The organism is Duganella sp. GW822-FHT06D06 (assembly GCF_058799615.1).
This window is the reverse complement of sequence record NZ_JBXALQ010000008.1, coordinates 131,796-150,714: the sequence shown is the minus strand read 5'-3', so window position 1 is coordinate 150,714 and position 18,919 is coordinate 131,796. Positions and strand designations below refer to the sequence as shown.

21 protein-coding genes are annotated in these 18,919 nt (G+C 65.2%); 12 read left to right on the top strand and 9 right to left on the bottom strand.

Annotated features, from left to right (window positions below):
* Positions 1 to 33 precede the first annotated feature (33 nt).
* The 7 genes from AC1RMD_RS16760 to AC1RMD_RS16730 all read left to right on the top strand — a co-directional run bounded on the left by AC1RMD_RS16760 (position 34) and on the right by AC1RMD_RS16730 (position 8,485).
* Positions 34 to 123 carry a potassium-transporting ATPase subunit F gene (locus AC1RMD_RS16760; RefSeq protein WP_492927817.1) on the top strand — a complete coding sequence of 30 codons (90 nt, stop codon included), beginning with the start codon at positions 34 to 36 and terminating at the stop codon, positions 121 to 123.
* Positions 123 to 1,940, top strand: a complete 1,818-nt coding sequence (kdpA, locus tag AC1RMD_RS16755) for a potassium-transporting ATPase subunit KdpA (RefSeq protein ID WP_492927816.1) — start codon at positions 123 to 125, stop codon at positions 1,938 to 1,940. The genes AC1RMD_RS16760 and kdpA overlap by 1 nt, the downstream gene beginning before the upstream one ends.
* Positions 1,941 to 1,949: 9 nt before the next feature.
* The gene (gene kdpB, locus AC1RMD_RS16750) at positions 1,950 to 4,058 is read left to right on the top strand and encodes a potassium-transporting ATPase subunit KdpB (protein ID WP_492927814.1); all 2,109 of its coding nucleotides are present in this window, start codon (positions 1,950 to 1,952) and stop codon (positions 4,056 to 4,058) included.
* A 15-nt stretch (positions 4,059 to 4,073) separates the two neighbouring features.
* Positions 4,074 to 4,667: a potassium-transporting ATPase subunit KdpC gene (gene kdpC, locus AC1RMD_RS16745; RefSeq protein ID WP_492927813.1), complete on the top strand. Its 594-nt coding sequence runs from the start codon at positions 4,074 to 4,076 to the stop codon at positions 4,665 to 4,667.
* 35 nt (positions 4,668 to 4,702) lie between these two features.
* Positions 4,703 to 7,483 carry a two-component system sensor histidine kinase KdpD gene (gene kdpD, locus AC1RMD_RS16740; RefSeq protein WP_492927812.1) on the top strand — a complete coding sequence of 927 codons (2,781 nt, stop codon included), beginning with the start codon at positions 4,703 to 4,705 and terminating at the stop codon, positions 7,481 to 7,483.
* Positions 7,480 to 8,184: a two-component system response regulator KdpE gene (gene kdpE / locus AC1RMD_RS16735; RefSeq protein ID WP_492927811.1), complete on the top strand. Its 705-nt coding sequence runs from the start codon at positions 7,480 to 7,482 to the stop codon at positions 8,182 to 8,184. Before kdpD ends, kdpE begins: the two co-directional genes overlap by 4 nt.
* Before the next feature lie 112 nt (positions 8,185 to 8,296).
* Complete coding sequence (locus tag AC1RMD_RS16730; protein WP_492927810.1) at positions 8,297 to 8,485, top strand: hypothetical protein; 189 nt, start codon at positions 8,297 to 8,299, stop codon at positions 8,483 to 8,485.
* Between the two features lie 2 nt (positions 8,486 to 8,487).
* On the opposite strand, the gene AC1RMD_RS16725 is transcribed toward AC1RMD_RS16730, so the two are convergent.
* From AC1RMD_RS16725 to AC1RMD_RS16710, 4 genes are all read right to left on the bottom strand, one after another.
* Positions 8,488 to 9,414 (bottom strand): GNAT family N-acetyltransferase, encoded by a 927-nt coding sequence (locus tag AC1RMD_RS16725; RefSeq protein ID WP_492927808.1) that lies wholly within the window; start codon positions 9,412 to 9,414, stop codon positions 8,488 to 8,490.
* A gap of 148 nt (positions 9,415 to 9,562) precedes the next feature.
* On the bottom strand, positions 9,563 to 10,732 hold the full coding sequence (locus tag AC1RMD_RS16720; protein WP_492927807.1) for a vWA domain-containing protein: 1,170 nt from the start codon (positions 10,730 to 10,732) through the stop codon (positions 9,563 to 9,565).
* 1 nt (position 10,733) lies between these two features.
* A complete protein-coding gene (locus tag AC1RMD_RS16715; protein WP_492927806.1) occupies positions 10,734 to 11,348 on the bottom strand; it encodes a GNAT family N-acetyltransferase in 615 nt (204 codons plus the stop codon).
* Complete coding sequence (locus tag AC1RMD_RS16710) at positions 11,348 to 12,202, bottom strand: AAA family ATPase (protein ID WP_492927805.1); 855 nt, start codon at positions 12,200 to 12,202, stop codon at positions 11,348 to 11,350. The genes AC1RMD_RS16715 and AC1RMD_RS16710 overlap by 1 nt, the downstream gene beginning before the upstream one ends.
* A 209-nt stretch (positions 12,203 to 12,411) precedes the next feature.
* Between AC1RMD_RS16710 and AC1RMD_RS16705 the strand changes: the two genes are divergently transcribed.
* Positions 12,412 to 12,753: a c-type cytochrome gene (locus tag AC1RMD_RS16705; RefSeq protein WP_492927803.1), complete on the top strand. Its 342-nt coding sequence runs from the start codon at positions 12,412 to 12,414 to the stop codon at positions 12,751 to 12,753.
* 11 nt (positions 12,754 to 12,764) lie between these two features.
* A complete protein-coding gene (locus AC1RMD_RS16700) occupies positions 12,765 to 13,106 on the top strand; it encodes a c-type cytochrome (protein WP_492927802.1) in 342 nt (113 codons plus the stop codon).
* Between the two features lie 99 nt (positions 13,107 to 13,205).
* On the opposite strand, the gene AC1RMD_RS16695 is transcribed toward AC1RMD_RS16700, so the two are convergent.
* Positions 13,206 to 13,634, bottom strand: coding sequence for a DUF1841 family protein (locus AC1RMD_RS16695; protein WP_492927801.1), 429 nt, complete (start codon positions 13,632 to 13,634; stop codon positions 13,206 to 13,208).
* Between the two features lie 81 nt (positions 13,635 to 13,715).
* On the opposite strand from AC1RMD_RS16695, the gene AC1RMD_RS16690 reads away from it, so the two are divergent.
* Positions 13,716 to 14,297, top strand: coding sequence for a malonic semialdehyde reductase (locus tag AC1RMD_RS16690; RefSeq protein ID WP_492927800.1), 582 nt, complete (start codon positions 13,716 to 13,718; stop codon positions 14,295 to 14,297).
* Positions 14,298 to 14,349: 52 nt separating this feature from the next.
* Here AC1RMD_RS16690 and AC1RMD_RS16685 read toward each other — a convergent pair whose 3' ends face one another.
* A complete protein-coding gene (locus AC1RMD_RS16685; protein WP_492927799.1) occupies positions 14,350 to 14,976 on the bottom strand; it encodes an RNA pyrophosphohydrolase in 627 nt (208 codons plus the stop codon).
* Positions 14,977 to 15,178: 202 nt separating this feature from the next.
* Between AC1RMD_RS16685 and AC1RMD_RS16680 the strand changes: the two genes are divergently transcribed.
* Positions 15,179 to 16,915: a proline--tRNA ligase gene (locus tag AC1RMD_RS16680; RefSeq protein WP_492927798.1), complete on the top strand. Its 1,737-nt coding sequence runs from the start codon at positions 15,179 to 15,181 to the stop codon at positions 16,913 to 16,915.
* Positions 16,916 to 17,004: 89 nt separating this feature from the next.
* Entirely contained in the window at positions 17,005 to 17,589 is a 585-nt protein-coding gene (locus AC1RMD_RS16675; RefSeq protein ID WP_492927943.1) for a lytic transglycosylase domain-containing protein, read from the top strand.
* 14 nt (positions 17,590 to 17,603) lie between these two features.
* Here AC1RMD_RS16675 and AC1RMD_RS16670 read toward each other — a convergent pair whose 3' ends face one another.
* The 3 genes from AC1RMD_RS16670 to AC1RMD_RS16660 form a co-directional block, all read right to left on the bottom strand.
* Positions 17,604 to 18,083: a PIN domain-containing protein gene (locus AC1RMD_RS16670; RefSeq protein ID WP_492927797.1), complete on the bottom strand. Its 480-nt coding sequence runs from the start codon at positions 18,081 to 18,083 to the stop codon at positions 17,604 to 17,606.
* Positions 18,071 to 18,280, bottom strand: a complete 210-nt coding sequence (locus AC1RMD_RS16665) for a hypothetical protein (protein WP_492927795.1) — start codon at positions 18,278 to 18,280, stop codon at positions 18,071 to 18,073. The genes AC1RMD_RS16670 and AC1RMD_RS16665 overlap by 13 nt, the downstream gene beginning before the upstream one ends.
* A gap of 132 nt (positions 18,281 to 18,412) precedes the next feature.
* Positions 18,413 to 18,805 (bottom strand): SWIB/MDM2 domain-containing protein, encoded by a 393-nt coding sequence (locus tag AC1RMD_RS16660; protein ID WP_217940934.1) that lies wholly within the window; start codon positions 18,803 to 18,805, stop codon positions 18,413 to 18,415.
* Positions 18,806 to 18,919 lie beyond the last annotated feature (114 nt).

The window sequence follows — 18,919 nt, the reverse complement described above, 5'->3', positions numbered from 1 at the left end:
TGCCGCCGGTTGCGACAAATTGGGAGGTAAGCAATGAACACCTTTTACCTGATTGGGGCATTGGCTGCGGCCGGCCTGCTGGTCTACCTGGTGGTGGCCTTGTTGAAAGCGGAGAACCTGTAATGACTATGCAATCCATCATTCTTCTGGTGGCGTTCCTGGCCGCGCTGCTGGCGCTGTCCTACCCACTGGGCATCCTGCTGGCCCGCGTCGGCGCCGGCGGCGCCGTCCCTGGCTTCGGCTGGCTGGGCAAGATCGAATCCCTGCTGTACCGCGCCGCCGGCATCGCCGGCAAGGATGGCAAGACCGAAGGCCAGAACTGGAAGGCCTACGCCATCGCGCTGATGCTGTTCAATGGCCTGGGCGCGCTGGTGACCTACGGCCTGCAACGGGTGCAGTTGTACCTGCCGCTCAATCCCCAGGGCCTGGGCAACGTCAGCCCGGATTCGTCGTTCAACACCGCCGTCAGCTTCGTCGCCAACACCAACTGGCAGGGCTACGGCGGCGAATCGACCATGAGCTACCTGACCCAGATGCTGGTGCTGGCCGGCCAGAACTTCTTCTCGGCCGCCACCGGCATCGCCGTGGCCTATGCGCTGATCCGCGGCTTTTCGTCGCGCTCGGCCAAATCGATCGGCAATTTCTGGGTCGACGTCACCCGTTCCACCTTGTACGTGCTGCTGCCGCTGTCGTTCATCTTCGCTGTGTTCCTGGTGGGCCAGGGCGCGATCCAGAACTTCTCGGCCTACAAGGACGTGACTTTGATGGATCCGGTCACCTACAGCCAGCCGAAAGTCGGCGCCGACGGCCAGCCGCTGAAGGACGCCAAGGGCGAACCGGTCACCGAAACGCTGACCACCTCGACTCAGACCATCGCCATGGGCCCGGTCGCCTCGCAGGAAGCGATCAAGATGCTGGGCACCAATGGTGGCGGCTTCTTTAACGCCAACTCGGCCCACCCTTACGAGAACCCGACCGCGCTGACCAACTTCGCGCAGATGCTGGCCATCTTCCTGATCCCGGCCGGCCTGTGCTTCGCCTTCGGCCGCATGGTCGGCGACCGGCGTCAGGGCTGGGCCGTGCTGGCCGCCATGACCTTGCTGTTCGTGGTGTGCACCGTGACGGTGATGGGCGCCGAGCAGCAGGCCCACCCCGCGCTGCAGGCGCTGGGCGTCGACCAGTCGGCGAACGCGCTGCAACCGGGCGGCAATATGGAAGGCAAGGAAGCGCGCTTCGGCATCAGCGCCACCACCCTGTTCGCGGCAGTGACCACCGCCGCCTCGTGCGGCGCGGTCAACTCCTGGCACGATTCCTTCATGCCGATCGGCGGCATGATCCCGATGCTGCTGATGCAGTTCGGCGAAGTGATCTTCGGCGGCGTCGGCACCGGCCTGTACGGCATGCTGGTGTTCGCCATCATGGCGGTGTTCATCGCCGGCCTGATGATAGGCCGCACGCCTGAATACCTGGGCAAGAAGATCCAGGCGTATGAAATGAAGATGACCTCGATCGCCATCCTGGTCACGCCGACCCTGGTGCTGGCCGGCACCGCCATCGCCGTCATGTGCGACGCCGGCAAGGCGGGCGTCCTCAATCCCGGCGCGCACGGCTTCTCGGAGATCCTGTATGCGTTCAGTTCGGCCGCCAACAACAACGGCAGCGCCTTCGGCGGCCTGTCCGCCAACACACCGTTCTACAACACCATGCTGGCCATCGCCATGTGGTTTGGCCGCTTCGGCGTGATCGTGCCGATCCTGGCGATCGCCGGTTCGCTGGCCGGCAAGCAGCGCCTGGAAGTCACAGCCGGCACCTTGCCCACCCACGGCCCGATCTTCGTCGGCCTGCTGGTCGGCGTGGTCGCCCTGGTCGGCGTGCTCAATTACGTTCCGGCGCTGGCGCTCGGCCCCGTGGTCGAACACCTGCAGCTGTTTGCCAAATAAGGAATCATCATGTCACAAGCAACTCAAAAAGAGATGACGCTGTTTACCAACCCGCCAGCCAAAAAGCTGCGTTTGTTCGATTCGGAACTGCTGGTGCCGGCCATCGCCGACTCGTTCAAGAAGCTCGATCCGCGCGTGCAGCTGCGCAGCCCGGTCATGTTCGTGGTCTACGTCGGCAGCATCATCACCACGCTGCTGTACGTCCAGGCGCTGTACGGCCAGGCCGAAGCGGCCCCGGGCTTCATCCTCGCCACCAGCATCTGGCTGTGGTTCACGGTGCTGTTCGCCAACTTCGCCGAAGCGCTGGCCGAGGGCCGCAGCAAGGCCCAGGCGGCCTCGCTGCGCAACCTGAAGCAGTCGGTCACGGCCAAGAAGCTGGCCTCGCCCAAGCATGGCACCACCTGGCTGCCACAAGCTGCCGCCGACCTGCGCAAGGGTAATTACGTGCTGGTCGAAGCGGGCGACGTCATCCCCATCGACGGCGAAGTGATCGAAGGCGTGGCCTCGGTCGACGAAAGCGCCATCACCGGCGAATCGGCGCCGGTGATCCGCGAATCGGGCGGCGACTTCTCGTCCGTCACGGGCGGCACCCGGGTGCTGTCGGACTGGCTGGTGATCAAGGTCACCGCCAATCCGGGCGAGACCTTCCTCGACCGCATGATCTCGATGGTCGAGGGCGCCAAGCGCCAGAAGACCCCGAACGAGATCGCCCTGACCATCCTGCTGGTGGCGCTGACCATCGTGTTCCTGGTGGTGACCGTGACCCTGCTGCCGTTCTCGCTGTACGCGGTGGCAGCGGCCAATTCCGGCACGCCGATCAGCATCACCGTGCTGATCGCGCTGCTGGTGTGCCTGATCCCGACCACCATCGGCGGCCTGCTGTCGGCCATCGGCGTGGCCGGCATGAGCCGCATGATGCAGGCCAATGTGATCGCCACCTCCGGCCGCGCGGTCGAGGCGGCCGGCGACGTCGACGTGCTGCTGCTCGATAAAACCGGCACCATCACGCTGGGCAACCGCCAGGCCTCGGCCTTCTACGCCGCTCCCGGCGTGACCGAGCAGCAACTGGCCGACGTCGCGCAACTGGCCTCGCTGGCCGACGAAACGCCGGAAGGCCGCAGCATCGTGGTGCTGGCCAAGCAGAAGTTCAACATCCGCGAACGCGAGATGGCCTCGCTGCACGCGGTGTTCGTGCCGTTCACCGCGCAGACCCGCATGAGCGGCGTCGATCTCGGCGAGCGTCAGGTGCGCAAGGGCGCGGCCGACACCGTGCGCCAGTACGTGGAGGCGCTGGGCCAGCCGTATCCGTCCGAAGTGGCGCGCGCGGTCGACGACGTCTCGCGCCGCGGCAGCACGCCGCTGGTGGTGGTCGACGCCGGCCGCGTGATGGGCGTGGTCGAGCTGAAGGACATCGTCAAGGGCGGCATCAAGGAGCGCTTCGCCGAGCTGCGCCGCATGGGCATCAAGACCGTGATGATCACCGGCGACAACAAGCTGACCGCCGCCGCCATCGCCGCCGAGGCCGGCGTGGACGACTTCCTGGCCGAAGCCACGCCGGAGGACAAGCTCAAGCTGATCCGCAGCTACCAGTCCGAAGGCCGGCTGGTCGCCATGACCGGCGACGGCACCAACGACGCGCCGGCGCTGGCCCAGGCCGACGTCGCCGTGGCGATGAACTCCGGCACCCAGGCCGCCAAGGAGGCCGGCAACATGGTCGACCTCGATTCGAACCCGACCAAGCTGCTCGAGATCGTCGAGATCGGCAAGCAGATGCTGATGACGCGCGGTTCGCTGACCACCTTCTCGATCGCCAACGACGTCGCCAAGTACTTCGCCATCATTCCGGCTGCGTTCGTGGGCACCTTCCCGGCGCTCAAGGCGCTCGACATCATGCACCTGAGCAGCCCCAACTCGGCCATCATGTCGGCCGTGATCTTCAACGCGCTGATCATCGTGTTCCTGATCCCGCTGGCACTGAAGGGCGTGCGCTACCGCGCCATCGGCGCCGCCGCGCTGCTGCGCCGCAACATCTGGGTGTATGGCGTGGGCGGCCTGCTGCTGCCGTTCGCCGGCATCAAACTGATCGACATGGTGCTGACCATGTTCCATCTCGTCTAACCTAGGAGAGCAAGCATGACATCCCAAATTCGTCCCGCCCTGGTGCTGTTCGGCGCCCTGACCGTGATCTGCGGCGTGCTGTATCCGCTGGCCGTGACCGGCGTCGGCAAGGTCGCCTTCCCGGCCCAGGCCGCAGGCAGCATCATCGAAGTGAACGGCAAGGCCATCGGTTCCTCGCTGATCGGCCAGTCGTTCTCGTCGCCCAAGTACTTCTGGGGCCGGCCGTCGGCCACCGGCCCGATGCCCAACAACGCCGCCGGCTCCGGCGGCAGCAACCTCGGCCCGCTGAACCCGGCCCAGAACGACGCCGTCAAGGGCCGCATCGACGCCCTCAAGGCAGCCGAGCCGCAAGGCCAGCCCAACCGGCTGGCGATCCCGGTCGACCTGGTCACGGCTTCGGCCAGCGGCGTCGATCCCGAGCTCAGCGTCGCCGGCGCCCGCTACCAGGTGGCGCGCGTCGCCGCCGTCCGCCAGCTGGCCCCGGCCAGGGTCGAGGCCCTGATCGACGCCCAGCGCCAGTCGCAGACGCTGGGCTTCTTCGGCGAGCCGCGGGTCAATGTGCTGGCGCTGAATCTGGCGCTGGACGCGGAAAGTGCGCATACTCGCTAAATCAGCGTGTTCAGCCCAAGGTTTAGCGATACTTCATGTTCCCCAACGATAAAGAACGACCCGACCCGGACGCCTTGCTGGCCCAGGTGCAAGCGCTGGACCGCAAGGCCGCGCGCGGCAAGCTGCGCATCTACTTCGGCGCCTCGGCCGGGGTCGGCAAGACCTACGCCATGCTGGCGGCCGCCCGCAAGTTGCAGGCCGACGGCCAGCCGGTGCTGGTCGGCGTGATCGAAACCCATGGCCGCAGCGAGACCGCGGCCATGCTGGCGGGACTCGATGTGCTGCCGCTCAGGCAAGTGGCGTATCGCGGCAAGCACATCGCCGAATTCGACCTCGACGGCGCGCTGGCACGCCGGCCGCCGCTGATCCTGATGGACGAGCTGGCGCATTCGAACGCGCCCGGCTCGCGCCATCCCAAGCGCTGGCAGGATGTCGAGGAACTGCTGGACGCCGGCATCGACGTGCTCACCACGGTCAACGTGCAGCACCTGGAAAGCCTGAACGACGTGGTCGGCGGCATCACCGGCATCCGCGTCGGCGAAACCGTGCCCGACACCGTGTTCGACCAGGCCGACGAGGTGGTGCTGGTCGACATCCCGGCCGATGAACTGCTGGCCCGCCTCAAGGGCGGCAAGGTGTACAAGGAACAGCAGGCCGAGCGCGCGTCCAAGAATTTTTTCCGCAAGGGTAACTTGATCGCGCTGCGCGAGCTGGCGCTGCGCCGCACCGCCGACCGCATCGAGGACGATGTGCGCGCCTACCGCGTCGAGCAGTCGATCGGCGACATCTGGAAGACCGGCGCCGCGCTGCTGGCCTGCGTCGGCCCGCGACCGGGCGGCGAGCACACGGTGCGCAGCACGGCGCGCCTGGCCAGCCAGCTGGGCACCGGCTGGCACGCGATCTATGTCGAAACGCCGTCGCTGCAGCGGCTGCCGGCCGCCCAGCGCGAGCGCATCCTCAAGACCCTGAAGCTGGCCGAGGACCTGGGCGCGACCACCGCCGTGGTGTCCGGCCAGGACATCGCGCTGGCCGCGGTGGAGTATGCGCGCAGCCACAACCTGTCGAAGATCGTGCTGGGCCGCGCCCACCCGAGCTGGCCGTGGCGCGCGCCGCACATCAAGCGGCTGGCGCGCTACGGCCCCGACATCGACCTGGTGGAGATCGGCGCGCCCAGCAAGGAGGCGGCGCCGGCCGCGCGCGCCGGCAACGGCGCCGATGCCGGCCACGCCGGCAGCGCCGCCGACGGCGGCCCGGACGGCGAGCCGGATCCGGCGCAGGCGCGCAAGCACCTGCTCGGCTACGTGGCCGCCGGCGTGGCCAGCGTCGCCACCGCGCTGCTGGCCACGCCCTTGCTGGCCTACCTCGACCTGGCCAACATCGCCATGCTGTTCCTGCTGGTGGTGGTGCTGGTGGCGGTGCGCTTCGGGCGCGGGCCGTCGGTGCTGGCCACCTGCGTCAGCGTGGCCTGCTTCGATTTCTTCTTCGTGCCGCCGCGCTTCACCTTCGCGGTGTCCGATTTCCAGTACCTGATCACCTTTGTCGTCATGCTGGCGGTGGGCCTGATCACCGGCCACCTGACGGCCGACCTGCGCTTCCAGGCGCGGGTGGCCTCGCACCGCGAGAAGCGCTCGCGCGCGCTGTACGAGTTCGCCCGCGAGCTGTCGGGCGCGCTGCAGACCGAGCAGATTTTCGAGACCACGCAGGACTGCATCCAGCGCGCTTTCCGCGCCCGCGCCACCTTGCTGGTGCCGGACGACGACGGCCGCCTGCTGGCGCCGGCGGCCGCCGCGCGCGAGGCCGACGCCGGCGCCCGCACCCACCGCACGGTGCTCGACATCGGCATCGCCCAATGGGCCTTCGACCGCGCCGAGAGCGCCGGCCTGGGCACCGACACCTTGCCGGCCAGCCGCATCTTCTACCTGCCGCTGGTGGCGCCGATGCGCACCCGCGGCGTGCTGGCGATCGAGCCCGAGCACCGGCGCTGGATCCTGGTGCCGGAACAGCGCCAGCAGCTCGACACCTTCGCCGCGCTGGCCGCGATCGCGCTGGAGCGGGTGCACTACATCGAGGTGGCGCAGAACGCGCTGGTCAACATGGAGTCCGAGCGGCTGCGCAACTCGCTGCTGGCGGCGCTGTCGCACGATCTGCGCACGCCGCTGACCTCGCTGGTCGGGCTGTCGGAATCGCTGGCCGGCTCCAAACCGGCGCTGGCGCCGGCCCAGCTGGAAGTGGCGGCGCTGCTGCACGACGAGGCGCTGCGCATGAGCGCACTGGTGTCCAACCTGCTCGACATGGCGCGCATCCAGAGCGGCGAAGTCAAGTTCAACCTGCAATGGCAGGCGCTGGAAGAGGTGGTCGGCAGCGCGCTGCGCGCCAGCGGCTCGCTGCTGCAGGGGCACACGCTGCGCACCCGGCTGCCCGCCGATCTGCCCTTGCTCAGCTACGACGCCGTGCTGATCGAGCGGGTGCTGTGCAACCTGCTGGAAAACGCCGCCAAGTACACGCCGCCCGGCTCGCGCATCGAGATCGCCGCCGAATTGCGCGGCGCCTGGATCGACGTCATGGTCTATGATGACGGTCCCGGCCTGCCGCACGGGCGCGAGGAGGCCGTGTTTGAAAAATTCACCCGCGGCGAGCGCGAATCGGCCAAGCCGGGCGTGGGACTGGGGCTGGCGATCTGCCGCGCCATCGTCGAGGCGCACGGCGGCAAGATCCAGGCCGCCGCGTCGCCGCTGGGCGGCGCCGCCTTCGTCATGACGCTGCCGCTGGGCAGCCCGCCGGCCATGCCGGAACCGGAAATGGAAGGAAGCATATGAGCACCATCGACACCGCCCCCACCGCCTTGCTGGTGGAAGACGAACCGCAGATCCGCCGCTTCGTGCGCAGCGCGCTGGAGGAGGAGGGCTGGCAGGTGCACGAGGCGGCCACCTTGCAGCGCGGCCTGATCGACGCCGGCACCCGCAAGCCCGACCTGGTGGTGCTGGACCTCGGCCTGCCGGACGGCGACGGCATCGACTTCATGACCGATTTGCGCAAGTGGTCCAGCGTGCCGGTGATCGTGCTGTCGGCGCGCGTCAACGAGGCCGACAAGATCCGCGCGCTGGACGCCGGCGCCGACGACTACCTGACCAAGCCGTTCGGCGTGGGCGAGCTGCTGGCGCGAGTGCGCGCCACCTTGCGCCGCCAGCGCCAGCCGGCCGCCGACCACGCCGGCGTGATCCAGTTCGGCGACGTCGCCGTCGATTTGCAGAACCGCCGCGTCACGCGCGGCGGCGAGCATGTGCATTTGACGCCGACCGAATACCGCTTGCTGGCGGTGCTGGTCGGTAACGCCGGGCGCGTGATGAGCAACCCGCAGCTGCTGCGCGCCGTGTGGGGGCCGTCGCAATCGGAGAACGGCCACTACCTGCGCATCTACATGGGCCACTTGCGCCACAAGCTGGAGGCCGACCCCACCCAGCCGCGCTACCTGCTGACCGAAACGGCGGTCGGCTACCGCCTGCAATTGCCGGCCTGAGGCCGCCAATACGCCGCTTATACGCGGCGTATACGTCCGCCGTTGAACTCTTTACAAAATTTTTAGCCGGCCGGCGCTATCCTGAATCATCGATCAACAGGAGGGCCAAGCCATGTACGACGAAGTATTCGACTCACGCCGCAGCGACGACGGCTGCGATGAAGCCACGCGGATGCCGCGCCAGGCGCGCCTGGACAGGGCCCGCCGCAAATCGCTGCGGGCCACCGCGCTGGTGGGCGGCCTGGCCGCCGCCGGCGTCGCCATGCAACTGCTGATCGTCTGGCTGTACGCGGCGCAGTAAGGCTAGTCGCGTGCCAGGATCAGGTAGTCCTGGTTGTCGCTGCGGGTGAACTGCGCGAAGCCGCGCCGGGAGAGCAGGTGCAGCATGGCCGAGCCGTCGCGGCAGGCCGCGACCAGGCGGCGGTGCTTGTAATGCGTGCAAAAGAAGTCGACCATCATGCCGCCCACGCCGTGGCCGCGGTAGCTGTCCTCGACCGCCATCGCATGCAGTTCGCGCTGCATGCTCTTCTGTCCGTCCACCCCCAAAATCATCATGTAGCTGACCACGCGGGCATCGATTTCGCAGACCCAGAATTCGATCGGTACGGTGGTCTGGCCGCCGCTCCACAGGTCGCGCAGCGCGGCGCCCTCGACGATGCCGGCCGTGAAACTGGCGGTCAGTGCCGCCTGGCGCGCGTGGTCGGTGACCGCCTGGTCGAAGCCGCCGCTTTCGCCGCCCGAGCTGGTCAGCCGGATGATGGCGGCCACATCTTCCGGGATCGCGCGCCGGATGGCCGAATCGAGCCGGCGGCGATGGCGTTCGCGGCGGGCGGCGTGGCGCACCTTGCGCGCGTGGCGCAGCAGCGCGTCGCGCCGGCCGCGCAGGTACAGCACCAGCAATGCGACGATGGCGTACAACAGCGCGCTTTGCAGCAGCTCGTAGGCCAGCAGGGAGGCGGGCTGGTTGGGGGCGTGGGTCACGGCGTAGTCGGCCACGCGGGCCAGGCTGGACAGGACGACGAACAGCAGCGTCGCGCGCCGCCCCAGCAGCCAGGCGGCCAGCGCGGTCGGCGCCATCAGGAAGGGCGAGTAGGAGATGCTGGCGCCGGTGTCGACGTCGAGCAGGAAGATCAGCGCCTCCAGCAGCAGCAGGCCGGCGAAGATCCGGCGGCCGCTGGCGTGGTGCGCCAGCTGGCGCAGGCGCAGTTGAATTTTCTTGGTGCGTAGCATAAAAACGTGCGGTCTTGGTGGGCGGGGCGGGCCTACAGCATAAAGAAAAGACAGGCTAGACGTCGTACGATACGATGACAAGTTAATATTTGTTTAAAATTCCGGAGGGAGCTCTTTACATTGTTTTATCTGGGGGACATTTGGCTGTTTATTTGCTCAGCGTGCGCATGGCGCGCTCCAGGCCGTCCATGGTCAGCGGGAACATACGCTCGTTCATCAGCTGGCGGATGATGGCGATCGACTGCCGGTACTGCCACACGCCCTCCGGCTCCGGATTGAGCCAGGCGAACTTGGGGAAGGCGCTGGTGAAGCGCGCCAGCCAGGCGCTGCCCGCCTCCTCGTTGTTGTACTCGACCGAACCGCCCGGCTGCAGCACCTCGTAGGGGCTCATGGTGGCGTCGCCGACGAAGATCAGCTTGGTGTCCGGCGGGTATTTGCGCAGGATGTCCCAGGTCGGGAAGCGCTCCGCATTGCGGCGGCGGTTGTTCTTCCACATATAGTCGTAGACGCAGTTGTGGAAGTAGAAGAACTCCATGTTCTTGAACTCGGTCTTGGCGGCCGAGAACAGTTCCTCGGTGCGCTCGATGTGGTCGTCCATGGTGCCGCCGACGTCGAACAGCATCAGCACCTTGATATTGTTTTTGCGCTCGGGCTGCATCCGGATGTCGAGGAAGCCGGCGTTGTTGGCGGTGGCGCGGATGGTGGCGTCCAGCGCCAGTTCGTCCTCGGCGCCCTGGCGCGCGAACTTGCGCAGCCGCCGCAGCGCCACCTTGATGTTGCGGGTGCCGATCTCGCGTTCGCCGTCGTAGTCCTGGTAGGCGCGCGCCTCCCACACCTTGACCGCGGTGCGGTTGCCGCCCTTGCCGCCGATGCGCACGCCCTCGGGGTTGGTGCCGCCGTTGCCGAACGGCGAAGTGCCGCCGGTGCCTATCCACTTGCTGCCGCCCTCGTGGCGCTCCTTCTGCTCCTTCAGCAGCTCGTTGAGCCGGTCCATCAGCTTGTCGTAGCCGAATTTCTCCAGTTGCGCCTTCTGCTCCTCGCTCAGCTCGCGCTGCATGCGCTTGATCAGCCAGTCCAGCGGGATCGCGCTGTTGCTCTCGAAGGCGGCGTTGATGCCCTTGAAGTACTGGGCGAAGGCGCGGTCGAACTTGTCGAAGTGGGCCTCGTCCTTGACCAGCGTCAGGCGCGCCAGGTAGTAGAAGTCGTCCATCGACGCTTCGATGACGTTCTGCTGCATCGCCTCGAGCAGGGTCAGGAACTCCTTGATCGAGACCGGGATCTTGGCGTCCTTGAGGGTAAAGAAGAAATCGATCAGCATGTCAGCTCGTCCCGTGTTGCGCCAGCTTGTAGCGCAGTTGCGCCTTGATCTCCGGCCATTCGCCGGCGGCGATGCTGTACATCACGGTGTCGCGCACGGTGCCGTCGCGGCGCAGCGCGTGGTGGCGCAGCACGCCGTCCTTTTTCGCGCCCAGCCGTTCGATCGCCGCCTGCGAGGCGAAGTTGAAATTGTCGGTGCGCAGGCCCACCAGCGCCGCGCCCAGGGTTTCGAAGGCGTGCGTCATCAACAGCAGCTTGCAGGTGGTGTTGACGTGGCTGCGCTGGCGGCTGAGCGCATACCAGGTATAACCGATCTCCAGCCGGGCGATGGCCGGCACGATGTCGTGGTAGCTGGTGGTGCCGATGACGGCGCCGCTGGCGACGTCGAGCACGGCGAACGCCAGCCGGCCGGGGCGCATTTCCAGCGCGCTGGCGATGTAGGCGTCGACCTGTTCCGGCTCCGGCACCGAGGTCACGCGCAGCTTCCACAGCTCGCCGTCGCCGGCGGCCGCGCGCAGGCCGTCGGCGTGCTGCGCGGCCAGCGGTTCCAGGCGCACGCCGTGCAGCTCCAGCGTGACGGGCGCGATCGGGGCGGCGGGGTGGGCGAGCTGGTGCATCAGCGGTTGGCCCGGTTCATCGCCACCAGGCGTTCGAACAGGTGCACGTCCTGCTCGTTCTTGAGCAGGGCGCCGTGCAGCGGCGGCACGATGGCCTTGGCGTCCTTGCTGCGCAGCGCCTCGGCCGGGATGTCCTCGGCCAGCAGCAGCTTGAGCCAGTCGAGGAATTCCGAGGTCGACGGCTTTTTCTTCAGGCCCGGCACGTCGCGCACCTGGTAGAAGGTCTGCAGCGCCTGCGCCAGCAACTCCTGCTTCAAATTCGGGTAGTGGACGGCGACGATCTGCTCCATCGTGTCGCGGTCCGGGAACTTGATGTAGTGGAAGAAGCAGCGGCGCAGGAAGGCGTCCGGCAGTTCCTTCTCGTTGTTGGAGGTGATGATGACCAGCGGCCGGTGGCGGGCCTGCACCATTTCGCGGGTTTCGTAGACGTAGAACTCCATGCGGTCGAGCTCGCGCAGCAGGTCGTTGGGGAACTCGATGTCGGCCTTGTCGATCTCGTCGATCAGCAGCACCACCGGCTCGGGCGCGGTGAAGGCCTGCCACAGCACGCCCTTGACGATGTAGTTGTGGATGTCGCGCACGCGCTCGTCGCCCAGCTGGGAGTCGCGCAAACGCGACACTGCGTCATATTCGTACAGTCCCTGTTGCGCCTTGGTGGTGGACTTGATATGCCACTGCATCAGCGGCATGTTCAGCGCGGCCGCCACTTCCTCGGCCAGCATGGTCTTGCCGGTGCCCGGCTCGCCCTTGATCAGCAGCGGGCGTTGCAGCGTCAAAGCCGCATTCACGGCCAGTTTCAGGTCACTGGTCGCGACGTACTGGTCGGAACCTTCAAAGCGTTGTTTGGCGTGCATGCGTGTCGATCTCAAAAAGAAGGGGATAGGCGAGAGTATAGGGGAGTTCGTTAGAGGGAGTACTCGGCCCGGCGGGCTTGACAGTGTGTTGTTGCGGCAATCATTCCCTGTAGCGTAGCCGAAAGTCTTGAGTTAGAATCGCAGGTTAATAGTGCAAAAGTCAAGTTTTGCATCCGCGGTAGTATCCGATTACTTACCTTGCAAATATCATGAAAAAAATCACCGCACTTCTCGTGCTCGCAGGCCTCGCCCAATCCGCCACGGCGGCGGACATCGTGGGCAATGCCCAGAACGCCAAGGGCAAGATTGAAATGTGCATCGGTTGCCACGGCATCCCCGGCTACAAGGCCACGTTCCCGGAAGTGTTCCAGGTGCCAATGATAGGCGGCCAGACGGCCAAGTACATCGAGGGTGCGTTGAAGGCGTATCAAAAGGGTGACCGCAAGCATCCGTCGATGAAGGGGATCGTCGGCAGCCTGTCGGACCAGGACATCGCCGACGTTGCCGCGTTCTATTCGCAGCAGACCGCCACCGCCACCGCCGCGAAATGAGGACCGACGACATGAAAAAACTGATCACCGCGCTGTTCTGCTCCGCCGTTTCGTTCTCCGCCATGGCTGGCGGCAATATCGACTCTGGCAAGGCGCTGGCCGACAAGTACAGCTGCTTCGCCTGCCACGGCAAGGATTTCAACACCCCGATCGACCCCAGCTATCCGAAGCTGGCCGGCCAGCACAAGGATTACCTGGAGCACGCGCTGATCGCCTACAAGCGCGGCGACGGCGCCAACGGCCGCAACAACGCGATCATGACCGGCCAGGTCAAACCGCTGAGCAACCAGGACATCAAAGACCTGGCCGCCTACCTGCACAGCCTGCCGGGCACGCTGGCGGTCCACCGCTGATCGATTCATCGGGGGTCAAGTCTGACATTCGGACACGACCTCTGCTGTAGCAAGCGCTACAGCAGAGGTCGTGTCCGAATGTCAGACTTGACCCCCGACTTATTTGAGGCGGCGCTTGATCGCTTCGATGTAGGCGTCGCCGTCCGGCGGCGTGCCGTTGCGCTGGGCGTTCCAGATCATCTCGCCCAGGCATTCCATGATTTCATGCTGCGCCGCGTGGGCGTCGTCGAGCTTGAGCGTGAGCGCGGTGGCGGCGTCGCGGATGCCGCGCGGCTGGTCGATCGAGATCTGCTCGTCGATCGACAGGTGCATCGATAAATGCAAAAACGGATTGGCCTGCGCGCCTTCGACCGAGTAGTCGCGCGCGAGCGCGGCGTCGACGTCGCTCAGCACGTCGTGGTATTCGGGATGGTGGCGCACCCAGTCGGCCGCCATGGTTTCAAGCGGAGTCAGGATCTCATGGGCGCGCTGCTTGCGGAAGGTCTCGCAAAAGAAGCGGCGCACGTCGTCGGAAGATGGATTAAACATGGCGACATTGTACCCGCTGGCTACAATGTGTACTGCGACCCCGCGCCGCCATAGCAATTCCTTAAACTTGATGGATCAACCATGCTCAATCAAACCGCCCTCGACACCCTGTTCTACAACGCCCGCACCCACAACGGCTGGCTGGACCGCGAAGTCAGCGACGCCCAGCTGGAACTGCTGTACGACCTGATGAAATGGGCGCCGACCTCGGCCAACGGTTCGCCGGCGCGGCTGGTGTTCGTGCGCTCGCCGGAAGCCAAGGCCAGGCTGCTGCCGGCGCTGTCGGCCGGCAATGCCGAGAAGACCATGGCGGCGCCGGTCACCGTCATCGTCGGCATGGACCTGGAGTTCCATGAAAAGCTGCCGCAGCTGTCGCCGGCGGTCGACGCCCGCTCCTGGTTCGCCGGCAACGAGGCAGCGATCCAGGCCACCGCCTTCCGCAATTCGTCGCTGCAAGGCGGCTATTTGATCATGGCGGCGCGCGCCATCGGCCTCGATTGCGGACCGATGTCCGGCTTCGACAACGCCAAGCTGGACCAGGCTTTCTTTGCCGGCAGCGCGCTCAAGTCCAACTTCCTGTGCAACCTCGGCTATGGCGACGTCGCCAGGCTGCGCCCGCGCGCGCCGCGCCTGGCGTTCGACGAGGCTTGCCGCATCGTCTGAATGCAACTTGCGCCGCAAAAAAAACGGGACAGTCAGACTGTCCCGTTTTTATTCAACCGATCTTCTTTTGCGGCTCGGCGGCCGCGACCGCTTCGACCGGCGCTTCCGCGCCGCAGCTTGAACCCGGCGCTTCCGGATGCGGCCGCGGCGGGTGCGGCTGGCGCAGATAGCGCGAACCGTGATGCCGCCGCTCGTGGCCGTTGGCCGGCCAGGTCAGGAAGCGCGACAGCTCCTGCAGCGCGCGCTGGTAGACGTCGCGCTTGAATTCGATCACCACGTCCAGCGGCACCCAGTAATCATGCCAGCGCCAGGCGTCGAATTCGGGATGGTCGGTCAGGCGCAGGTTGACGTCGTTGTCGCGGGCGCACATGCGCAGCAGGAACCAAATCTGCTTCTGTCCACGGTAATGGCCGCGAATCTCGCGCTTGATGAAGTGGTCGGGCACCTCGTAACGCAGCCAATCGCGCGTGCGGCCGACGATTTTGACGTGCTCCGCCCGTAATCCGATCTCTTCTTCCAGCTCCCGATACATCGCCTGTTCCGGCGTTTCTCCGTACTTGATGCCGCCTTGCGGAAATTGCCATGAGTGCTCGCGCACCCGCTTGCCCCACCACACCTCGTTCTGGGCGTTTAGCAGGATGATGCCGACGTTGGGCCGAAACCCTTCACGATCGAGCATTTTGCACCTCAAACTTTCTGCGACCGAGCTCCCTGCTTATATTTTTGCCCACAAAACCGCGCTCCGGCTGGGTTTTCGGGGTACGAAAACGGCCGGAGAGGCATCAATTGAACGCATTTGTATAAAGTATGGACGCATCAGCCAGCTAATCCTTTAAAATTAGGTTGATTATAACTCTCTCTTTTTAAAAAGAATTCACCGTATGCGCGCCTCACGATTTTTTATTTCCACGCTTAAAGAAGCACCGTCCGACGCCGAGATCGTCAGCCATCAGTTGATGATGCGCGCCGGCATGATCAAACGCCTCGGTTCGGGCATTTATACCTACATGCCGATGGGCTTGCGCGTCATCCGCAAAGTCGAGGCCATCGTCCGCGAAGAGATGAACAAGGCCGCCGCCATTGAGCTGCTGATGCCTTTGGTGCAGCCGGCCGAGCTCTGGCAGGAGACCGGACGCTGGGACAAGATGGGTCCGGAGCTGATGCGCGTGAAGGACCGTCACGGCCGCGATTTCGCGATCCAGCCCACTTCGGAAGAAGTCATCACCGATGTGGTGCGGTCGGAAATTAAATCCTACCGGCAGCTTCCGTTGAATTTTTACCACATTCAGACCAAATTCCGCGACGAGCGCCGTCCCCGTTTCGGCCTGATGCGCGGCCGCGAGTTCACCATGAAGGATGCTTACTCCTTCGACCGCGACCTGGCCGGCCTGCAGGCGTCGTACCAAGTCATGTTTGACGCCTATGTGGCGATCTTCACCCGCTTCGGCCTGAAGTTCCGCGCCGTGGCGGCCGACAACGGCGCCATCGGCGGCACCGGTTCGCACGAATTCCACGTCATCGCCAGCACCGGCGAGGACGCCATCGTGTATTGCGAGACCTCGGACTACGCCGCCAATATGGAAGCGGCCGAAGCGCTGCCGCTGGCGGCCAGCCGTCCGGCGGCCGCCCAGGCCCTGACCAAGACCTCGACCCCGAACGCCACCAAGTGCGAAGCGGTGGCCGAGCTGCTCAAGCTGGAGCTGTCGCAGACGGTGAAAACCATCGCGCTGACGGTGGAAACCGAGACCGACGGCAAAGTCGCCAAACAGTATTTCATGTTGCTGCTGCGCGGCGATCATGAGCTCAACGAAGTCAAGGTCGGCAAGGTGCCGGGCCTGGCGGCGCACCGCTTCTCGACCGAAGCCGAGATCCTGGAAGTGTACGGCTGCGTGCCCGGCTACCTGGGCCCGATCTCTACCCACGCCCCGGTCACCGTGGTGGCCGACCGCACGGTCGCCAACATGGCCGACTTCGTGTGCGGCGCCAACGACGCCGGCTTCCACTACACCGGCGCCAACTGGGGCCGCGACGTGGCCGAGCCGACCTTGGTGGCCGACCTGCGCAACGTGGTGGCGGGCGACGCCTCGCCGGACGGCAAGGGCGTGCTGGCGATCGAACGCGGCATCGAGGTGGGGCACGTGTTCCAGCTGGGCACCGCGTACTCGGAAGCGATGAAGGCCACCTTCCTCGACGAGAACGGCAAGCCCGCGCCGTTGCAGATGGGTTGCTACGGCATCGGCGTGACCCGCATCCTGGGCGCGGCGATCGAGCAGAACTTCGACGACAAGGGCATCATCTGGCCGACCTCGCTGGCGCCGTTCGAGCTGGTGCTGTGCCCGATGGGCATGGACCGCAGCGAAGCGGTCAAGCAAGCGACCGAGCAGCTGTACGCCGACGCGCAGGCGGCCGGCATCGACGTCATCCTCGACGACCGCGGCCTGCGTCCGGGCGGCATGTTCGCCGACTGGGAGCTGATCGGCGTGCCGCACCGCGTGGTGATCGGCGACCGCGGCCTGAAGGAAGGCAACCTGGAATACCAGGGCCGCCGCGACACCGAAGCGACCGCCGTGCCGGTGGCCGACATCGTCAGCTTCATCAAAGGCAAAATGGCGGCGTGAACGTGAGCCGCCGTCATTCCCGCGAAAGCGGGAATCCATACTGCGCCAGGCACGACACTCAGCATGGGTTCCCGCGTGCGCGGGAACGACTGGCGGCGCTGGCGCTGGTGTTGTGCCTTGCGCTGCCGGCCCACGCCGGCAACCAGAAAGAAGAAGCGCTGGCCGATTCGGTTCGGCTGGCGCTGTCGAATGCCATCAAGGATGCGACCCCGCCGCAGCCGACCTTCCGCACCGACACCGAACGTTTGCGCTACCAGGGCTGGCTGGCGCAGGTGTCGTCGCGCCTGAAGCGCAAGCTGCCCGACGAACAGACCCGTAACGAGTTCCTGACCACGGTCTGGTACGAGGCGCGCCGCGCCGGCCTGGAGCCGGGCATGGTGCTGGGCCTGATCCAGGTGGAATCGGCCTACCGCAAATACGCGGTGTCGATGGTGGGCGCGCGCGGCTACATGCAGGTGATGCCGTTCTGGACCAATGTGATCGGCGACCGCAACCGCAGCGCGCTGTTCAATATGCAGACCAACCTGCGCTACGGCTGCGCCATCCTGCGCATGTACATCGACATGGAGTCGGGCAACCTCTACCTGGCGCTGGGCCGCTACAACGGCAGCCGCGGCAAGCCCGAATACCCGAACGCCGTGCTGTCGGCCTGGAACAACTGGAAAGTACAATAAAAAACCGGGGGGCGCTATTTCTTGCGCGTCAAGGTTTGTTTGCCTCTACGCCCCGGGGTAGGCGTGTTTCCCGGCGGGTCGACATTTACAACGCTGACGGTTGATACAGTTCTTAGCTCATAAGGGATGCGTACGTTCGGGCCTTTAAAGTCCTTCGTGTTGCGCGTGATGATCGTGAGGTTCTTGAGATCGGCGGTGGCCTGGATTATCGCGTCTGGCAGCGCAATTTTTGGTCCGGTCCGGCGCCGCTCCGACATAATGGTCGCGGCGGCCCGCATGATGGCAGCGTCGATCTCTATGATCTCAAACCCGAAATCCGCCATGAATTCGTCGAACTTGGAAACGTCGTCAACGTCGGCGCCGCCGTATAGTTCCATCCATGTGATTCCGCTAATCGCAGGATTGTCCCAATGGGCCAACTCGGTCAGCGCTTCCGCGTAGCCCTTGCTCCAGTCGATCAGGATGTTTGTGTCGAAAAGAACTAGGCCTGCCATTCAGATCTCAATTGTCGCTGGTACTCCAAGCCATCCGCTGGAATGTCTGGACGGTGCGACCAGATGCCTGCCACCTTCTTGAGTGCCGCCATACGGCGCGCACGGCGTGCTTCGATGGTATCGTCGACTATCGGTTTATCCGGCGCTGCCGCGTCGAGAACGTGATGGTCATCAAGTGAGTGTTTCAGGGTCGCCATAGCGTCACTCCCTTTATCTGGATGTCGATACAAGTGTAGCGCATCGCCGGCCCGGTGTCGCTTAGGCATAAAAAATGCCGTCGTCGCGTGAGCGAGGACGGCATCCCGGCGCGGCGGTACTGGCCGCTGCGCTTATTTCAGGTGGTCGGAAATGAGCTTGGTCATTTCGAACATGGACACTTGTGCTTTGCCGCCGAACACAGCTTTCAGCTTGTCGTCGGCATTGATCATGCGGCGGTTGGCCGGATCTTGCAGGTCGAGCTTCTTGATGTAATCCCAGACTTTTTTGGTGACTTCGGTGCGCGGCAACGGTGCGGCGCCAACCACGGCGGCCAAGGTGGCCGATGGCGTCATCGCTTTCATGAAGGCGGCGTTCGGTTTGCGCGGTGCGGCCGGTGCGGCTGCTTTTTTCACTGCTGCTGGCTTGGCTGCTGCCTTTACGGGTGCTGCCTTTTTCGCGGCTGCCGGTTTCGCGGCGGCTTTCTTAGCTGGTGCTGCTGCTGGGGTTTTTTTGGCTGTTGCCATCTTCGAGCCTCCTTAACGAACACATGGAAAATTGCGCAATTGATCGCACCGGCTAATATTGGTGGTGATTTACCGAGTATGCAAGTGTTTTTCGCGTTTTTTCCCGGAAACACC

Excerpts from the sequence above, each read along its gene's own strand:
- AC1RMD_RS16760 (WP_492927817.1), top strand. The coding sequence starts at position 34 with ATGAACACCTTTTACCTGATTGGGGCATTGGCTGCGGCCGGCCTGCTG.
- kdpA (WP_492927816.1), top strand. The coding sequence starts at position 123 with ATGACTATGCAATCCATCATTCTTCTGGTGGCGTTCCTGGCCGCGCTG.
- kdpB (WP_492927814.1), top strand. The coding sequence starts at position 1,950 with ATGTCACAAGCAACTCAAAAAGAGATGACGCTGTTTACCAACCCGCCA.
- kdpC (WP_492927813.1), top strand. The coding sequence starts at position 4,074 with ATGACATCCCAAATTCGTCCCGCCCTGGTGCTGTTCGGCGCCCTGACC.
- kdpD (WP_492927812.1), top strand. The coding sequence starts at position 4,703 with ATGTTCCCCAACGATAAAGAACGACCCGACCCGGACGCCTTGCTGGCC.
- kdpE (WP_492927811.1), top strand. The coding sequence starts at position 7,480 with ATGAGCACCATCGACACCGCCCCCACCGCCTTGCTGGTGGAAGACGAA.
- AC1RMD_RS16730 (WP_492927810.1), top strand. The coding sequence starts at position 8,297 with ATGTACGACGAAGTATTCGACTCACGCCGCAGCGACGACGGCTGCGAT.
- AC1RMD_RS16725 (WP_492927808.1), bottom strand. The coding sequence starts at position 9,414 with ATGCTACGCACCAAGAAAATTCAACTGCGCCTGCGCCAGCTGGCGCAC.
- AC1RMD_RS16720 (WP_492927807.1), bottom strand. The coding sequence starts at position 10,732 with ATGCTGATCGATTTCTTCTTTACCCTCAAGGACGCCAAGATCCCGGTC.
- AC1RMD_RS16715 (WP_492927806.1), bottom strand. The coding sequence starts at position 11,348 with ATGCACCAGCTCGCCCACCCCGCCGCCCCGATCGCGCCCGTCACGCTG.
- AC1RMD_RS16710 (WP_492927805.1), bottom strand. The coding sequence starts at position 12,202 with ATGCACGCCAAACAACGCTTTGAAGGTTCCGACCAGTACGTCGCGACC.
- AC1RMD_RS16705 (WP_492927803.1), top strand. The coding sequence starts at position 12,412 with ATGAAAAAAATCACCGCACTTCTCGTGCTCGCAGGCCTCGCCCAATCC.
- AC1RMD_RS16700 (WP_492927802.1), top strand. The coding sequence starts at position 12,765 with ATGAAAAAACTGATCACCGCGCTGTTCTGCTCCGCCGTTTCGTTCTCC.
- AC1RMD_RS16695 (WP_492927801.1), bottom strand. The coding sequence starts at position 13,634 with ATGTTTAATCCATCTTCCGACGACGTGCGCCGCTTCTTTTGCGAGACC.
- AC1RMD_RS16690 (WP_492927800.1), top strand. The coding sequence starts at position 13,716 with ATGCTCAATCAAACCGCCCTCGACACCCTGTTCTACAACGCCCGCACC.
- AC1RMD_RS16685 (WP_492927799.1), bottom strand. The coding sequence starts at position 14,976 with ATGCTCGATCGTGAAGGGTTTCGGCCCAACGTCGGCATCATCCTGCTA.
- AC1RMD_RS16680 (WP_492927798.1), top strand. The coding sequence starts at position 15,179 with ATGCGCGCCTCACGATTTTTTATTTCCACGCTTAAAGAAGCACCGTCC.
- AC1RMD_RS16670 (WP_492927797.1), bottom strand. The coding sequence starts at position 18,083 with ATGGCAGGCCTAGTTCTTTTCGACACAAACATCCTGATCGACTGGAGC.
- AC1RMD_RS16665 (WP_492927795.1), bottom strand. The coding sequence starts at position 18,280 with ATGGCGACCCTGAAACACTCACTTGATGACCATCACGTTCTCGACGCG.
- AC1RMD_RS16660 (WP_217940934.1), bottom strand. The coding sequence starts at position 18,805 with ATGGCAACAGCCAAAAAAACCCCAGCAGCAGCACCAGCTAAGAAAGCC.